This is a genomic window from Streptomyces sp. NPDC056527 (assembly GCF_042794475.1).
Taxonomy (GTDB): domain Bacteria; phylum Actinomycetota; class Actinomycetes; order Streptomycetales; family Streptomycetaceae; genus Streptomyces.
The window spans coordinates 1-17,646 of record NZ_JBHTTQ010000133.1 but is presented as its reverse complement, the minus strand read 5'-3'; the positions used below and the strand labels follow the sequence as shown (position 1 = coordinate 17,646).

Below are 17,646 nucleotides of genomic sequence, written 5' to 3'. Positions count from 1 at the left end.
CCCCTTTTAATTTATCCGCCCACCCCCGATATTTACACTATATGAGTCGTGGGCTGCGTCATATGTTTAAAACAGACAGCTACAACCTCGCACCGACGCGAGACGCGCGGCCGGAGATCCGGCCGCGCGTCGTCGTGCCTCCTGCTGTACGGCTCCGGTCACTTGGCTCCGACCGTCGCGACCACCCGCGGTTCGGGGGCGGGCGTGTTCTCGCGCTGGAACAGCGACGCGACCGCGGACACGAGCAGAAGGATCACGGAGAGCCACAGCCCCTTGGCAATGCCGCCCTCGGAGTCGGACAGGATGCCGGAGATCAGCGGACCGACCGCCTGGCCCACGCTGAACGCCACGGTCAGCCACGCGATGCCCGAGGTCCACGCGTGCTGCGGCAGCATCCGACGTGCCAGCACGGTGATGGCGGTGGGACCGGCCATGAATCCCGCGCCGAAGATGACGGCGGAGACGATGGCGGCTGTCGCACCGTCGAAGAGCAGCACCGGCAGGACGCCCACGAGAACGACGACCGACACCAGAGCCGGCGCGCGGCCACCACGGAGCCGACCGATGACGCGGCCCCACACCAGCAGGGTCGCCAGGGCGCTCGCACCACCCAGGACGATGAAGAACCCGGCCGTGCTCCAGGTGCCCATGCCCTGGTCACGCAGGAGCGCGATGACGAAGGTCATGTAGGAGACGTAGCCGGCGCCGAAGAGCACGTACCAGATGAACGCCGGAGTCATCTTGCGGAGGCTCGACGCTCCCTTGGCCGGGCCGGCCGGCGGGGCCGGGGGGACCGCCTTGACCGCCCATGCGGCGGGGCCGACCAGCAGCACGGCGAGCAGGCCCATCAGGAGCCATCCGGCCTGCCAGCCGGAGGCGCCCCAGGCGGTGAGGGCTACGGGAACGACGATGCCCGAGATCACGACGCCGATGCCGACGCCGGCCATGTAGACGCCCACGAGCGCCGCGGACCGCTGCTGACGACCGCCGGTGTGGACCCTGGAAGCCAGGGCCGAGCCGACCACGAAGGTGACGGCGGTGGCCAGGCCACCGATGAAGCGGAGGATCGACAGGGCGATGAAGTCGCTGGTGAGACCCGACGCGAGCAGCGCGAGCGCACTGATGACGATCCCGATCACGAAGCTGCGACCGGCGCCGAGACGTCGCGACCACCAGGCGCCGCTGCCGGCTCCGATGATGTAACCGAGCGCGTTCGCGGTGTTCAGCCCGCCGGCCGCCGCGTACGTCCAGTCCAGCTCGGACCGCATCGACGGCAGGAGGAGTGCGTACGCGAAGCGGGTGAAGCCGAGGGCCACGACCGGGCCGGCCGCCAGACCCAACGCGATCATGTACTCCGAGCGCGGGCGAGCGGTGCTCGCTCCCATGGCTTGCATGGTGTCTTCCTCAAGATTGCGATTGATCTTCGGCACCGCCGGACGACAGCGGGCCGGATCCCTGCCTTCTGTGGCCGGGTATCCCAATCAACCCCGTCGCCGTCCCCCTCCATCACTGGTTTTCGGGACGTGTGGACCTCGTTTCGGGACAACGCCGGCCCCGGAACCGACCGCAGCACAGCCGTCCGAGGCCGGGCGGTTGTTCGGTAAGTGGTGACGGTCGACCGGCTTGGATTGCGGTCCGGGATCGTGCTTGCCGACCGGATCACTCCGTGATGGGCACGCACTCGGCGAGCAGGTCGACGACGTCCCGCCAAGCTCGCTGCGCGTGCTGCGGGTGGTAGCCGACCCCGGGGCGCACGGTGTGGTCGACCGGTGGGTGATGGAAGGCGTGCAAGGCGCCGCCGTAGACCACGAGGCGCCAGTCGACGCCCGCAGCCTGCATCTCGGCGGTGAACGCGTCCCGTTGCGCGGGCGGCATGATCGGGTCTTCCGACCCCACCCCGGCCCACACCGGGCAGTGAATGCGCACCGTCTTGCCTGGTCGGCCCGTGGTCAGTGCGTTGACTGTCGCGATCGCGCGCAGGTCGACGCCGTCGCGCCCGAGTTCCAGCGCGATTGCGCCCCCGGTGCCGTAGCCGACGGCGGCGATCCGGTCCGGGTCGGTCCGCGGCTCGGCGCGGAGCACGTCGAGCGCCGCGTGGCCGATGCCTCGCATCCGGTCGGGGTCGGCGAGCAGCGGCAGGCAACGGGCCAGCATCTCCTCGGGGTCGCCTAAGTAGCGCCCGCCGTGGAGGTCGAAGGCCAGCGCCACGTATCCCAGCTCGGCGAGCGCATCGGCCCGGCGGCGCTCGACGTCGCTGAGCCCCACCCCCTCGGGCCCGACCAGGACCGCGGGCCGGCGGTCGACACCGGCGGGGAGCGCGAGGTGCCCGATCATCGTCAGGCCGTCGGCCGCGTATTCGATCGTGCGCGTTGTAACTGTCGTCATGGGCCTGGACTGTAGTGCTCGTCGAACCCGGTCTGGCTGGTGTTCTGCCGCTGGCAGAAGGCAGGTCTCCGGCGTATTCCGGAACCACCCCGTCGGCGGTTCGGCTGCGCCGTCGAGTCCCGGTTCGCGGCGCGGGCGGCGGCGAGGTCCCGGCACGCCGCCCCTGAGGGTGCGGGCCGGAGAGACCGAGAAGGGGCATCGCCCGTGGGCGATGCCCCTTCGTTCGGGGCCCGGGGCGGGCTACTTGGCCTTGCTGCCCAGGGTGAGGAGGGTCTTCACCGCCTCGCCGGCGGCCTTCTTCTCCGCGTCCGTGTCCGCGAGCGCGTTGATCGACACCGTCACCTGGCGGCTGCCGTCAGCGAGGGTGAACGCGTGGGTCTCGAACCCGGGGGTTCCTCCCACGTGTCCGTACACGGTGCCGAGCGACGGGCTGTCGAACTTCGCGATGCCCAGACCGTACTGGGAACCGTCGTCGAGCGCCTGGGTCGCCTTCATCTCCTTCATGAGGGCGGAGGGCAGCAGCTTCCCGGTCATGAGTGCATTGTAGAAGGTGTTCAGGTCCCGGGTGTCGGAGATCATCGCGCCGGCGGTCCACGACCAGGACGTGGAGTAGTCGGTCGCTTCGGTGAACGTGGAGGTCGGGCCGTCGAGTCGCATGTATCCCTTGGCGTGCGGCCCGTTGATACGGGTCGACTTCTCCGGGAACGAGGTCCTGTGCAGGTCCAGGGGCTCGATGATGCGTTCCCTGATCTCGGCCTTCGCGGAGTTTCCGGTGACCTTCTCTATGAGCATGCCCAACAGGACGTAATTGGTGTTCGAGTAATGCCCGTTGGTTCCGGGAGCGAAGGTCGGCGCGTGTGCGTTGGAGTCCGCGATCAGCTCGTCCGGGGTGTAGGTCTTGAATCGCGTGTCGTAGAACTTACGGAAGTCGGGCCACAGTGTGTCGGTGTAACTGTGGAGGCCGCTGCGGTGGTTGAGAAGCTGCCGCACGGTGACGTTCTCGCCGTTCTTCACCAGGCCGGGCAGATGGCGATCCACCGAATCGTCCAGCTTCACCTTCCCTTCCTCCACCAGCTGGAGCACCACGGTGGAGACGAAGGTCTTGGTCACACTGCCGATGCGGAAAAGACCGTCGTTCCGGGTGGGCTCGTTCTTCTCCAGGTCGGCCTTTCCGCTGTGACCTCGCCAGACACCGTCGGCGTCGCGGACCTCGGCGACGACGCCGGGAGCGCCGGCCTCGGCGATGGCGTCCAGCGCCTTCTGCAGCTGGACGCTGTCGTACTTCTTCTCCTCGTGACCGCCACGGAACTCGCGGGATCCGTCGCCCCGGACGTGCTCTCCCTGTTCCGCGCCGACAGAGGCCGGGGAGGAGCTGTCGGCCATGGCCGGTGCCGCGAGCGGCACGGCGAGGACCGCGGTTGCCAGAGCACCCGTGACAATGGAGGCGTAACGCATGTTGTTCCTTTCGAACGGTTTTCCTGCTTCAAAGCGTGCTCGACGGAATGCGCTGTGACATCGCCCCGAAGGAGCAGCCGGAATGTCGGCCGGAAAGCTGAGGAGATCGCCCTCTCCGTCGAAAGGCTGAGAAAGGAATTCCGGAGGGGACACCGACGGCCCTGAATGCGTCGACCCCACCGGCTGTGCTGCCGATGGGGTCGAGGGGGCTGTGCGTGGTTCGTCAGGTGCCCGTGGCCGGCTGAACGAGGCCGGTGTCGTACGCGAGGATGACGGCCTGGACCCGGTCCCTGAGGTGGTACTTGTCGAGGATGTGGGCGACGTGTGTCTTCACCGTCGCTTCGCTGACCTGGAGTTCCGCGGCGATCTCCGCGTTGGACAGACCGCGTGTGAGCGCGCGGAGCACGTCGAGCTCGCGCGCGGTGAGGGCGTCGAGGCTCCGTGGCACGGTGGTGGTCTCCGCGTCGGCGAGGCGGGCGAAGCGGTCGAGCAGTCGGCGCGTGACACGAGGGGAGATCACCGCGTCCCCCTCCGCCACTGTTCGGATCGCGCCGACGAGGGAGTCCGCCGGGCCGTCCTTGACGAGGAAGCCGCTGGCTCCGGCCCGGAGCGCGTCATGGACGTGCTGGTCGAGGTCGAAGGTGGTGAGGATGATGACCCGGCTCGGCATCCCCGACTCGACGATGCGTCGGGTCGCCTCCACTCCGTCCAGACGGGGCATGCGGATGTCCATCAGCACGACGTCGGGCTGAAGCGTTCGGGTGCTCTCGACGCCCTTCTCCCCGTCTCCGGCCTCGCCGACCACGGCGATGTCGGGCTCGGCTTCGAGAATGAGGCGGAACCCCGTTCTGATCATGGGCTGGTCATCGACCAGCAGCACGCGGATCGCCGTCATGGTGCGCCGTCTCCTTCGGATGTGTCACGCGAGTGAGGCAGCGCGCGGTCCGGGCATGTGACGCCGTCCGGATCGCCGACGGGGGCCGCCTCCTGTCCGGTCGTCTCATGGCCCGGCAGCGGGATCGTCGCGTGCACGCAGTACCCACCGCTGGGACGCTCTCCGGTGTGGAGTGTGCCGCCGACGGCCGCGATCCGCTCCCTCATGCCCACGAGGCCGTGGCCCGCCCCCTTCAGCGTCCGCGCAGGGGTCGTCTCCTCGTGCCCGGGGCGGCGCCCGGCGTCACAGACGTGGAGGACCAGGGACCGGTCACGCTGCCACGTCAGCGTGAGCTTGGCAGAGGTGCGCCCCGCGTGTTTGAGGGTGTTGGTGAAGGCTTCCTGGATCACTCGGTAGACCGCGAGCTCGAAGCCGGCCGGCAGCTCCGGCGGCTCGCCGGTGGCGACGAAGTCGATGTCGAGGCCCGCCGCGCGAACGGAGTCCACGAGCACGGGGATCTGCTCCATCGTGGGCTGCGGCGGCTGCCTGGTGGGGTCGTCGTCCTCTTCGTCGTCGGTTCTCAGCACCAGGAGGAGGCGGCGCAGTTCGGTGACGGCGGCCCGCCCCGTCTCCTCGATGCTCCGGTGCAGTTCGTGCGCCTTCGCTCCGTCGCGGTCCTGCACCCGGTCGGCGGCGATGGTCTGCACGACCATGAGACTGACGTTGTGGGCGACGATGTCGTGCAGCTCACGGGCGATGTGGGCGCGCTCCTGCGCGACGGCGGCCCGCGCGTTGGCCGCCTGTTCGCGTTCCACGGCCGCGGCCCGTTCGAGCGCCTCGGAGGCCATGGTCTTCCGGGCCTGGACGAGACGTCCGAAGGCCCAGGCCACCACCAGCATGACGGTCATCGTCATGGCGGCCGCGGTCCGGTGGTCGGGCACCATGAGGAGCTCGCCGACGAAGAAGGCCGGGACCAGGACGACGAGCATCAGCGCGGCCGTACGGCCGGACGACCGTACGACCGTGACGAACACCGCCACCGCCAGCATCACGAACGACACCCCGATCGAGGTGCCGTGCTCCCCGGCCGGTGGCGGGATGTAGTGGAAGGCCTGGAGGAGGCCGACGGCCAGCGCGACGACCAGTACGACCGGGAGCGGCCACCTGCGGTGCACCGCGAGCGGGACTCCGGACACCAGGACCAGGAGCGCTCTCCACGCGTCGGGGTCGCGCAGGACCGGACCGTCGGGTGCCTGGAGCGGCATGCCCAGGCCGCCGACGACCATCAGCAGGGCCATCACGATGTCGACGACGGCCGGGGGCACACGTCGTCGGGCGATCGAGTCGAGGCCACGAGTCATGGGTTCCACGGTAGGCACCCCCGCGCGCACCACTCCTCCCCCAGGGGCTGGATCACCGTCCCGTACCTCATCCCTTCGATTCTCGTCCTGAAGGCGGAGGTCCGCTCATGCGCACCCGCCGCGGGCGCTGGGCGTCAGCCGAAGGGCTGAGGGGGGCAGGGCTTCTCGTTCCCGCAGCGGAAACGGCCCTTCACCAGCACGGCCGAGGTGACGGCGCGCGGTGCGGCGTGGAATGGAACGACCGGCCCGGCCGCCCTTCCGCGGCCGGCGCCAGCCCAGACAGGAGACGACGCACGTGACGCACCCAACCCCTTGGACCCAGCAGCCGCAGAGTGCCGTGCCCGGCGTGGAGCACGCGGTCCAGCTCCGTGACGTGACCAAGCGCTACGGAAAGGGGCCCCGGCCGGTCCTGGCGCTCGACCGGGTGTCGGCGGACATCCCCGCCGGCACCTTCACGGCCGTCATGGGTCCGTCCGGATCCGGCAAGAGCACCTTCCTGCACTGCGCGGCCGGTCTGGACCGCGTGAGCTCGGGCGAGGTGCGGCTCGGCACCACGTACTTGTCCCGGCTCGGGGAGGCGTCGCTGACCAGGCTGCGCCGCCAGCGCGTCGGCTTCGTCTTCCAGGCGTTCAATCTCGTGCCGTCGCTCAATGTCGAGCAGAACATCATGCTCCCCATACGCCTCGCGAAACGAAGGCCGCCTCGGGAGTGGTTGCCGTACGTGGTCGATCAGGTCGGCCTGGGTGATCGACTCAAGCACATGCCGTCGGAGCTCTCGGGTGGTCAGCAACAACGTGTGGCGATCGCCCGGGCGCTGATCATGCGCCCCGAGGTGATCTTCGCCGACGAGCCGACCGGCGCCCTGGATCCCGAGACGGCCCGCGGCATCCTCGGTCTGCTCCGGCATGCCGCCACCGACCTGCACCAGACCGTGGTGATGGTGACGCACGATCCGCACGCGGCCGCGTACACCGACAGCGCGCTGTTCCTGGCCCAGGGACGGCTGGTCTCCAGCCTTGCCTCACCGACCGCCGACCGCGTCAGCTCGCTCATGGCCGGCCTGCGAAGGGGAGCCTGATGCCGTGGCTGACCCTGGCGACATTGCGGGCTCGCAAGGGAGGGTTCCTCGGAACCTTCGTCGCCCTGCTCTTCGGCTCCGCGGTGCTCAGCGTGTGCGGGATTCTGCTGGAGTCCGGGCTTCGCTCCGGCGTTCCGCCGCAGAGGTACGCGGCGGCGGACGTGGTCGTCTCGGGGCGGCAGCAGGCGGACATGCCCGTCGACGGCCGAGGGGCTCCTGCGCCGGCGCCCTTGAAGCCGACGCTGGTGGAGCGGGTTCCGGTGCCGGCGGAGCTCGCGCCCGAGATCAGGGCGCTGAAGGAGGTACGTGCCGTCGTGGCGGACATCGGTGTCCCCGCGCACGTCGTCGGACCGGACGGCGCGCCGCTGGCCGGTGCCGGCGGAACGCAGTCCCTGGGCCACAACTGGTCCAGTACGGAGCTGGGACCGTTTCGGCTGACGGCGGGGCACGCCCCGGCCGGCATGACGGACGTGGTCCTCGACGCCGATCTGGCCGCCCGGGCGGACGCCGTACCCGGTGACCGGCTGTCCCTGACGACGGACGCCGGCACCGAGCGCTTCCGGGTCTCGGGCATCGTGGCACTTCAGAGCCACGATGGGCCTCTGCGGCAGCCGGCGGTGTTCTTCTCCGACGCCTTCGCGGAGAGCCGCTCCGTCCACCCGGGTCGTGTGGATTCCCTCGGTGTGCTGGCCGCTCCGGGGACCTCCTCCGACGAGCTCGCGGACGCCGTGTCCACGGTGCTCGACGGATCCGACGTGTCCGTGCGCACGGGCGATGACCGCGCCGAGGCGGAGTTCCTCGACGTGGCCATGAGCGGACCCAAGCTGGTCCTGCTGGCCGTCTCGGTCGCGGGCAACATCTTCCTGGTCACGATCTTCGTGGTCTCCAGCACGCTCTCCCTGGCCGTCGGGCATCGCCGGCGCGAGTTGGCGCTTCTTCGGGCGGTCGGAGCCGCGCCCCGCCAGGTCCGGCGGATGGTGACGGCGGAGGCGCTCGCGGTGGCGCTCGCGGGTGGGGTGCTGGGCTGGCCGGTCGGTGTCCTGGTGGTGCGCTGGATCGGCGGCCGACTTGCCGAGCACGGTTTCGTTCCCTTCGACTTCGCGCCGGTGTACGGGGCCCTGCCGGCGGTGGGAGCGGTCGTCGTCACGGTCCTCACGGCGTATCTGGCCGCTCTGACAGCCGCTCGTCGTGCCACCCGCATCCGCCCCACCGAGGCTCTGGGCGAGGCGGCCGTGGAGCCGGCCGGGCTGGGACGATGGCGGGCGGCGACGGGCGCCGCCCTCGTCCTCGGCTCGGCGGCGCTCTTCGCCGTGGGCCTGAACCGATCCGACGACTTCGCCGCGCTCGTGGGTCTCGCGAACTCCCTGGTGCTGACCGTGGTCATCGCGGCGGCCGTACTGGGCCCCTTGGTCTCCCGTGCCTCGATGCGGATCGTCGGCCCGGCGCTCAGGACGTCCCGGGTCACGGGACATCTGGCGGCCGCGAACAACAGCAGTCAGGTGCGGCGGCTCGCGGGAGCGGTCACCCCGCTCGTCCTCGCGGTCTCCTTCGCGGCGACCGTGATCTTCGCCGAGAGCACGTCCCAGCACACCGCACGGGAACAGCGGGAGGCCGGCCTCGTCGCGGACCATGTGCTCACGTCTCCGGTGAAGGTGCCGCCAGGGGTCGTCGAAGAGCTGCGCGGCGAAGAGGGGGTACGGGCGGTGACCGGCCTCGTGACGTCCTCGGTGGTCGGGGTCGCGGTCGGTTCGGGCTCCGGTCAGGCGGTGCCGCTGAGCGCCCAGGGCCTCGACCCGAAGGCCCTGCCGGAAACCGTCGACCTGGACCTCCGACGGGGCGAGTTCGGCCGTCTGGGCCCCGACACGGTCGCCCTCAGCACCACCGCCTCGTCCCGGCTGGGACTGGACGTCGGGGAAACCGCGCAGCTGCGACTGGGCGACGGCACGCTGGTCACGCCCCGGGTGGTGGCGGTGTACGACCGCGGACTGGGCTTCGCGGACCTCACCTTCGACCGTGCGGTGCTGTCGGCGCACACGACGACGGGGATGGACGATTCCGTACTGGTGCGGGCGGACGCGGAGGCACGGGACGACGTGCGGAAGGCGCTGGTCCAGCTGGTGGAGAAGCACCCGTCCCTTCAGATCGCGGACCGCATCTCCTTCAACCTGCGGATGCAGGAGCAGCAGGCGTACGCCTGGGTCAACTATCTGATAACCGGGCTGATCATCGCGTACTCCGGTGTCACCGTCGTCAACGCGCAGGTGATGAACACCATGGTGCGGCGAAGGGAGTTCGCCCTGCTCCGGCTCAGCGGGATCACCTCCCACCAGGTCATGCGCATGGTCACCTGGGAGAGCGCCGCCGTCGCCGTGATCGGCGTCGGCCTGGGCACCCTGGCGGCGTTCCCGGCGCTGAGCCTCATCGCCCTTGCCCTCACCGGGTCCGTGATGCCCACCGTGTCGCCGCTCGCCTACCTGTCCATCGCGGGTGGGACGGCGGGGCTCGCGGCCCTGGGAGCCTTCCTCCCCGCCCGCCTGCTGCTGCTCAGGCGGCCGATCCACGCGATCGGGTCCAGGGAGTAGCCGGAGGTCGGCCCGGCGGAACGGTACGGCCGGCGGCGCCCGATGGCGCCGCCGGCCGGTGGTCGTTCCCGGCGCGGCGAGGACCGCGACGAGCTCTCAGCCGCCGGTCGTGCGGAAACGCTCGCGGTAGGCACCCGGGGTGACGCCGAGGAGGCGGTGGAAGACGCGGCGCAGGGTCTCGACCGATCCGAACCCGCTGGCACGGGCGACGGAGTCGAGCGGGTCGCTTCCGCTCTCCAGCAGGGCCTGGGCCGCCTCCACACGGATCTGTTCGACGAACTGAGCCGCGCTCATGCCCGTCTGGGCCCGGAACAGACGGGTCAGATGGCGTTCGCTGACGCCGGCCCGTGCTGCCATGGCGGCCAGGCTGTGGTCGGCGCGCGGGTCCGCGGTGACGTCGTCCAGGACCCGGCGGAGTACCGAGTCCGTGCCGTACTTGGCCGTCTGCCGGACCGAGAACTGGGACTGTCCGCCCGGCCGAGCCATGAACACGACCAGGTGCTTCGCCGCGGCGCGTGCGACGTCCGCGCCCAGGTCGGCCTCGACGAGCGCCAGGGTGAGGTCGATGCCCGCGGTGATGCCGGCGGACGTGATCATGCGGCCGTCGCGCACGAAGATGGAGTCCCTGTCGACGTCGATCGCCGGGTAGCGTGCCGCGAGGTCCGCGGCGAGCCGCCAGTGGGTCGCGGCACGCCTGCCGTCGAGCAGCCCGGTCGCGGCCAGCGGGAAGGCACCGGCACAGATCCCGGCCACCGTACGGGTCTTCGGGTCGGCCGCGATCCGGGAGATGTGCTCGATCAGAGGACGGTCGGACACCGCCGCCCACCAGTCGGGCCGGCCCGGAATGAGCAGGGTGTCGATACGGGAGTCGACGTCCTCGAGTGCGAGATCGGGGACCAGTTGCACTCCGCCGGTCGTCGTGACCGGTTTGCCGTCCAGCGAGGCGGTCGACAGGCGATAGTCGCCGCCGTACTCGTTCGCGGCGGCGTAGACCTCCAACGGTCCGGTGACGTCGAGGAGTTGCACCTCGTCGAACATCACCATGAGGAGGTGGTGCGGCGACGCGGCCGACCCGTCCATAGGAAAATCCTCATCCTTCGGCATACGCATGGCAAGCGGATGGACCGGTGGCCGGCCGCCCGCCGGACCGGGGGTGACGCATCGCCGGGGGCCCGAGGCCCTCGACGCGGACGCGCACCCCACGGATCCAACGGGTCACGGGCGGTGACAACCGGTCCGGAGGACCGCCGAGGCCCGCCTCGCCCTCCAGGGGCGGGACGGGCCGGGCGGCGGGATGGTCACTGACGCTGTTCGACCAGATCGGCTCCCATGGGCGAGACGCCGGCGGGGCAACCGCGGTCCCCGAGCACCGTGCGCAGCTTCTCTCCCTCGACGTCCACATCGGGCAGGACCCGGGCCAGCCACTTCGGCAGCCACCAAGCGGTCCGTCCCAGCAGTGCGTGGACGGCCGGAACGATGGCCATCCGGACGACGAAGGCGTCGAGGAACACGGCGACGGCCAGACCGAATCCGATCATCTTGACCGTCTGGTCGGTCGCACCGAGGAAGCCGCCGAACACCGCGATCATGATCACCGCGGCAGCCGTGACCACCCGGGCTCCGTGCCTGAATCCGGAGACGACCGCCCGGCGCGGGGATTCGCCGCGTACGTACGCCTCCCGGATCCGGGTGACGAGGAAGACCTCGTAGTCCATCGCGAGGCCGAACACGATGCCCACCATGAAGATCGGCATGGTGCTCATGATGGGACCGGTCGTGTCGATCCCGACCACGTCGGCCAACCAGCCCCACTGGAACACGGCCACGACGGCACCGAGTGCGGCGCTCACCGAGAGCAGGAAGCCCAGAGCGGCCTTGAGCGGGACCAGCACCGAACGGAAGACCAGCATGAGAAGCAGGAAGGCGAGGCCCACCACGAGGGAGAGATAGGGCAGCAGCGCGTCGCTCATCTTCTGCGAGAAGTCGACCTCCATGCCCGTCTGGCCGGTCACCAGGGCTCGGGCTCCCGTTTCCGCCTCGATCCCGGGGCCGGCGGCACGGATCTCGCCGATCAGGCTCTCCGTCTGCTTGCTGCCCGGCCCCGAAGAGGGGACGACGGTGATGGTGGCGGTGTCACCCGCCTTGTTGAAGGCGGCGGGGCTCACCGCGACCACGCCTTCGATCCGCTTCACGCTGGCGATCGTCTTCTCGGCCGCGGTCTTGACGTCACCGCTGTCCTTGGCGTCGATCACCATCGCCAGCGGCCCGTTGAACCCCGGACCGAAGCCGTCCGACAGGATGTCGTACGCCTTGCGCTGCGTGGTCTCCGCCGCGAGTGACCCCTCGTCGGGCAGCCCGAGTTCCAGCGATGCCGCCGGCACGGCGAGGGCCCCGAGGCCGAGGACGCCCGCCACGAGCACCGGCAGGGGGCGGCGCAGGACGAAGCCCGCCCAGCGCTCCCCCGCCGTGACCCGGGCGCGACGCGGCCTCGGGCCCTTCTTGCGGGCCTTGCGACCGATGATCCGCTTCCCGGCGATGCCGAGCAGTGCCGGCAGCAGCGTGAGCGCGACGAGTACGGCGAGGGCGACCGTTCCGGCCGCGGCGAGCCCCATCTTGGTCAGGACCGGAATGCCGACCACCGACAGCCCGGCGAGGGCGATCACCACGGTCAGCCCGGCGAAGACGACCGCGGAGCCGGCCGTCCCGAGGGCTCGGCCGACAGCCTCCTCACGCGGGTGGCCCTCGGCGAGTTCGGCGCGGTAGCGGGTGACGACGAACAGCGCGTAGTCGATGCCGACCGCCAGGCCCAGCATCATCGCGAGCGTGGATGTCGTGTCGCCGAGGTCCAGGGTATGGGCGAGCGCTCCGATCGTGGAGACTCCGACGCCGACCCCCAGGAGGGCGGTGACGAGGGGCAGTCCGGCGGCGACCAGGGATCCGAACGTGATGAGGAGGACGAGCCCCGCCACGGCGATGCCGAGGATCTCCGTCCCACCCTCGGGCTCCGACGGAACGGCGCTCCCGCCGACCTCGACGACGAGTCCGCCGTCCCGTGCGGACGCGGCGGTGTCGACCAGGGCCTGCTTCGTCTCTTCGGTGAGGGAGGCCGAGCCCACCTCGTAGGAGATGTTCGCGTACGCCGTCGAGCCGTCCTTGCCGACCGTGTGCGCGGCGAAGGGGTCGGCGACCGAGGCGACCTGCGCCGAGCTCTTCCGCACCCCGGCGAGGGCGTCCGCCATCGCCTCGCGGTACACCGGGTCGGTCAGCTTCGCTCCGTCCGGCGCCTTGAACACCATGCGCGCCGTCGCGGCGTCGTGGTGAGCGTCGGGGAATCGTTCGCTCAGCAGGTCGAAGGCATGCTGAGCCTCGGTTCCGGGCATCGAGAAGGAGCTCGGAGCCGGTGCGATCGCGGCGGCAGCACCGACTCCGGCCATCACCAGCAGCGCCACCCACGACAGAGTGATGAAGAACCGGTGCTGGAAACTGAACCGGCCCAGCCTGTATAGAAAAGTCGCCACGTGGGAGTGCTCCACTCGTTTCATATCGGATTCGGCCATCGGAAAAGTCCCGGAAAACGGGCTCCTGAAAAGCTTCCGAGGCGTTCGGCGTGAATCCATCAGCACTCTTGACGACGTTCCGGGTCAGCCGTGGGGATGAGTCCGTCTCGTCGTCATCCTTCCGCTCCGACATGAGCGAGAGGCGGTGGAGGAGTCGCCGTGTCGACGAAGGTCGACAGCGCTGGATCCCTCCGGCGACTCCCCCACCACAAGGAGACGATCCCGCCCACGGCTTTCCACGGAAACCGCTCCAGGGGACACGCGGCCCACGATTCGGGCCTTCGCGCGGGCCGGCCGGATGTCCGGATGCATGGATTTCGTGTCCCGGAATGGGGCTGTCCCGGGATATCGCGTGATCACCTTCGCCGAATAGGCTCCCCCCGGGTCGACACGGGGCGTTTCGGCATTTCAACAACGCCCCGCCAAAAGGAAGTTGGCCCGCTCACCTACGCGACCCAGAAGGGTTGTCCATGACCTGGATACGCCGTCTGGCAGTCCTGGGGTGCACCGCGGCGCTGCTCGCCGCCGGTGTCACTCCCGCAGCCGGACAGTTCTCGGATTCCACGGAGTCGACGTTCCTGTCCGCCTCGGCTCGGACCACGACGATCACCCTCATCACAGGTGACGTGGTCGAGCTGTACACGGGTCCGGACGGAAGGCAGTCCGCCCGCATGAGAGGGGCGACACCTCTCGGCGGCGGCGCCGGACACGTGGCGGTCACCACCGCCAGGGGGGACGTCTACGTCTATCCCCATGCCGCGCTCACGCTCGTGACGGCGGGGAAGCTCGACAAGGAGCTCTTCAACGTCTCGAAGCTGGCGCGGTACGAGTACGACGACGCGCACACCGCGTCGCTGCCTCTGATCGTCACGTACGGCAGCCCTTCGGGTGTCCGTGCCAAGGGTGCCGGAGCGCGGGCCACGAAGGCGGAAGGACTCCCGGGCAGCCACCGCGACCATGTCTTCACGGGCATCGACGGCGTGGCGCTGCACGAGGACAAGAAGCGGGCCGACCTGTTCTGGTCAGGTCTCACCGGCGTTCCCGCGAAGGGGTCCGCGGACCTCGAAGCGTCGGGGGCGTCCGCACCGGACTCGCTCCGGGGCGGTGTGGCGAAGGTGTGGCTCGACGAGAAGGTGCGGGCCGACCTCGAACAGAGCGTGCCGCAGATCGGTGCGCCCGCGGCCTGGGCCGCGGGACTGGACGGTACGGGGACGAAGGTCGCCGTGCTCGACACGGGCGTGGACTCCGCTCACCCGGATCTGGCGGGAAGGGTCGCCGAAGCGCGGTCGTTCGTGTCCGGGGTCGCCGACGCGGATGACGGTCACGGACACGGCACGCACGTCGCCGGCACCGTCGCGGGCAGCGGGGCGGCGTCGGCCGGGCGCCGCAAGGGCGTGGCACCCGGCGCGCGACTGTACGTCGGCAAGGTCCTCGACGACGGTGGGTCCGGCCTGACGTCCGACATCATCGCCGGAATGGAGTGGGCGGCCGGGAGCGGTGCCTCGGTGGTCAACATGAGCCTCGGTGGTGTACCGAGCGACGGCACCGACCCCCTCTCCAGCGCCGTGAACGCCCTCACCGAGGCGCACGGAACCCTTTTCGTGGTCGCCGCGGGCAACTCCGGCGCGAGCGGCGCCGGAACGGTGGTCGCCCCCGGCGCCGCGGACGCGGCGCTGACGGTGGGAGCCGTCGACAAGCAGGACGTCCTCACCCGCTTCTCCAGCCGCGGCCCCCGGCACGGCGACTTCGCCGTCAAGCCCGACGTGACCGCTCCCGGTGCCGCAATCGTCGCCGCTCTGGCACAGGGCACCAACATGACCGGCGGACCGGTCGTGGACGACCACTACCTCAGCGCCAATGGCACCTCGATGGCGGCGCCCCATGTGGCCGGTGCTGCCGTCATCCTGAAGCAGCGTCATCCCGACTGGTCCGCGGACCAGCTGAAGAACGCCCTCGTCGGCAGCGCGAAGGCGATCGGTCGGCAGCCCTTCGACGGCGGCAGCGGCCGGGTCGACGTGGCCCGCGCGATCGAGCAGCGGGTGGTGGCCGACGGGGCCGTCGGCTTCGGCTCGGCGTCCCCCGCCTCCGAGGCTCCGTCGTCCCGGACGACGGAGCGCACGGTCACCTACCGGAACACCGGTGACGCCGCCATCACCCTCGACCTCGCCCTGGAGAACGCGCCCAGCGCACCCGCCGGCATGCTCTCCGTGGGTGCCTCGTCCGTGACCGTGCCCGCGCGTGGCACTGCCACCGTGACCGTCACCGCGGCACCGGGAGACCGCGCCGCCGGGCTCTACGGCACACATCTGGTCGCCGCCGAGCAAGGTGGCGACCAGGTCGTCCGTACCTCCGTGGCGCTGAGGATCGGCGCGCCCGATCACGCCCTGAACATCGGATTCAAGGACCGGCTCGGGAACGTTCCCTGCAAGATCTCGGCGTTCGTCTTCGATCAGGACGGCAACTTCGAACCGCTCGCGGTCGCGCCGGACGGAACGTCCTCCATGACACTGCCGCAGGACGACTACGGCGTGGTCTCCGTGATCCGCACGTGCACGCCGGGCACCGCGGACGACCGGATCGAGGTCACTCAGGCCGACATCCCGGAGCTGTCACTCACCTCGGACACCAGCCTCGTCCTGGACGCCCGCAAGGCGCAGCCCGTGACGCTCAGGACGCCCCGGCCCACGGACGCGCACCACGCCGTCCTGAACAGCGACCGGCTGACCGGCCGGGGAGCCCGCGTCCTGCAGCAGACGCACGTCGAGTACTGGGAGGCCCGCGTGTCGGCCCTTCCCACGGAGCCGGTCGAGACCGGCGCATACGCCTTCAACGAGACGTGGTTCGGCCATGAGCCGTGGCTGCGGAAGGTGTACCTCAGGACCCCGGGATCCCGGACGAAGCTGACTCCGACGTACGTGGTGGGGTCCCCGCGACTCGACGGCCGCAGGACCGTGCGCCTGGTGCACGGCGGAACGGGCTCCGACGCGGACCTGCGGAAGCACGACGTGCGCGGGGCGATCGTCGTGGTCGACAGCACGGACGCCCGGTCCGTCGCCGAAGCCGCCCGCGGTCGCGGTGCGCTGGCGGTCGTCCTCGTCGACGACCGGGGTCGTGTCGTCGGCGAGGTGACCGGCCTTCCGCTCCCGGTGCTGGGCGTGGCCCTGAACGAGGGGCACGCGCTGCTCCGCGCGCTGAGGACAGGCGGTCACTCCCCGACTCTGACCTTCCGTGGGCTCGCCGAGGAGACGTACTCCTACGTCGGTTCGGTCGAGGCGGCGCGCATCCCCGACGCCCCGCTGACCCAGGTCATGGACACGCACAACAGCACGGTGATCGACCGCGTCTACCACGGCGAGTCGAGCCACGTCTGGACGACTCCGACCGTGCTCCCGCACCTGGAGGGCATCGGTCTCGGCATGTCGGTCCTCGCTTCGTACCCGGTTCCCACGAACACGCGGATCGAGGAGTCGTACCTGGCCGGCAAGGACCGCTACGGGTGGTCGGTGGCGCCCGGTCCCGGCATGGTGATGACCGAGACCCAGTACCGCACGCTGCGCGCCGGCGAGCGTCTGCGCGACTCGTTCGGGAAGGCCGTCGTCAGGCCCTCCGTGCCCGTACGGACCACGCCGTTCGACTTCTTCAAGCAGTACGTTCCCCCGCCGCCGGGCACCGCGGACTTCGGCGCCCAGCGTGCCGGGAACACGCTCGAGCTCAATGTCTCGTCCGCCGATGACGGGGCCGGTCCGGGGTCGGAGAACTTCGGCTACCCGGAGACGCTGCGCAGGACGCTCTACCGGGGTGACGAGGAAGTGGCCGCTGCCGGGCAGTCCTCCTTCACCTCGTCCTACACGACGACGCCGGAGAGCGCGCGCTACCGCTACGTCTACGAGACCGAGCGCGGCGGGCAGTTCAGCGGCCTGTCCACGCGGACCCGCACCGAGTGGTCCTTCGTCTCGGGTCGGCAGGAGGACACCAGGCCACTGGCCCTCGTACAGGTCGGCTACGACATCCCCGTCGACCGGCACAACCGGGCGCCGGCCGGAAGCCGCTTCTCCTTCGGCCTGTCGGCCTACCAGATCGACGCCTCCCTGCCGGAGGTGACCTCGCTGAAGGCGTGGGGCTCGACCGACGACGGGAAGACCTGGACGCCGCTCCAGCTGCGTCCGTCCGCGGACGGACGGTGGACCGCACAGATCAAGAACCCCCGGGACGGGTTCGTGTCCCTGCGGGTCCAGGCGGCGGACGCCACGGGCGACTCCGTCGATCAGACGGTCATCCGCGCCTACCGGGTGAGCGAGCACAGCGGCTGAGCCGACGCCTCCCCACGGGGTCCCCGCCTTCCGGCCGTCGCCGG

10 protein-coding genes are annotated in these 17,646 nt (G+C 70.5%); 3 read left to right on the top strand and 7 right to left on the bottom strand.

Translation table 11 applies throughout. From position 1 onward, the window contains the following. Nucleotides 1–158: 158 nt before the first annotated feature. From ACFQ7Q_RS34515 to ACFQ7Q_RS34495, 5 genes are all read right to left on the bottom strand, one after another. The gene (locus ACFQ7Q_RS34515) at nt 159–1,385 is read right to left on the bottom strand and encodes a YbfB/YjiJ family MFS transporter (RefSeq protein ID WP_383562190.1); all 1,227 of its coding nucleotides are present in this window, start codon (nt 1,383–1,385) and stop codon (nt 159–161) included. 274 nt (nt 1,386–1,659) lie between these two features. Then, nucleotides 1,660–2,385, bottom strand: coding sequence for a dienelactone hydrolase family protein (locus ACFQ7Q_RS34510; protein WP_383562188.1), 726 nt, complete (start codon nt 2,383–2,385; stop codon nt 1,660–1,662). A 240-nt stretch (nt 2,386–2,625) separates the two neighbouring features. Then, nucleotides 2,626–3,840, bottom strand: coding sequence for a serine hydrolase domain-containing protein (locus ACFQ7Q_RS34505; protein WP_383562186.1), 1,215 nt, complete (start codon nt 3,838–3,840; stop codon nt 2,626–2,628). A gap of 223 nt (nt 3,841–4,063) precedes the next feature. Continuing rightward, nucleotides 4,064–4,735, bottom strand: a complete 672-nt coding sequence (locus tag ACFQ7Q_RS34500) for a response regulator (protein WP_383562185.1) — start codon at nt 4,733–4,735, stop codon at nt 4,064–4,066. Further along, the gene (locus ACFQ7Q_RS34495) at nt 4,732–6,075 is read right to left on the bottom strand and encodes a sensor histidine kinase (RefSeq protein WP_383562183.1); all 1,344 of its coding nucleotides are present in this window, start codon (nt 6,073–6,075) and stop codon (nt 4,732–4,734) included. The genes ACFQ7Q_RS34500 and ACFQ7Q_RS34495 overlap by 4 nt, the downstream gene beginning before the upstream one ends. 295 nt (nt 6,076–6,370) lie before the next feature. Here ACFQ7Q_RS34495 and ACFQ7Q_RS34490 point away from each other — a divergent pair, with 295 nt between their 5' ends. Both ACFQ7Q_RS34490 and ACFQ7Q_RS34485 read left to right on the top strand, forming a co-directional pair. Then, the gene (locus ACFQ7Q_RS34490; protein ID WP_383562181.1) at nt 6,371–7,153 is read left to right on the top strand and encodes an ABC transporter ATP-binding protein; all 783 of its coding nucleotides are present in this window, start codon (nt 6,371–6,373) and stop codon (nt 7,151–7,153) included. Then, entirely contained in the window at nt 7,153–9,735 is a 2,583-nt protein-coding gene (locus ACFQ7Q_RS34485; protein ID WP_383562179.1) for an FtsX-like permease family protein, read from the top strand. Before ACFQ7Q_RS34490 ends, ACFQ7Q_RS34485 begins: the two co-directional genes overlap by 1 nt. A 96-nt stretch (nt 9,736–9,831) precedes the next feature. Here the strand turns inward: ACFQ7Q_RS34485 and ACFQ7Q_RS34480 are convergent, their stop codons facing one another. Then, complete coding sequence (locus tag ACFQ7Q_RS34480) at nt 9,832–10,815, bottom strand: GlxA family transcriptional regulator (protein ID WP_383562177.1); 984 nt, start codon at nt 10,813–10,815, stop codon at nt 9,832–9,834. Between the two features lie 218 nt (nt 10,816–11,033). Further along, entirely contained in the window at nt 11,034–13,253 is a 2,220-nt protein-coding gene (locus ACFQ7Q_RS34475) for an MMPL family transporter (protein ID WP_383562175.1), read from the bottom strand. A gap of 509 nt (nt 13,254–13,762) precedes the next feature. Here ACFQ7Q_RS34475 and ACFQ7Q_RS34470 point away from each other — a divergent pair. Then, a complete protein-coding gene (locus ACFQ7Q_RS34470) occupies nt 13,763–17,602 on the top strand; it encodes a S8 family serine peptidase (protein WP_383562173.1) in 3,840 nt (1,279 codons plus the stop codon). Nucleotides 17,603–17,646: the final 44 nt, after the last annotated feature.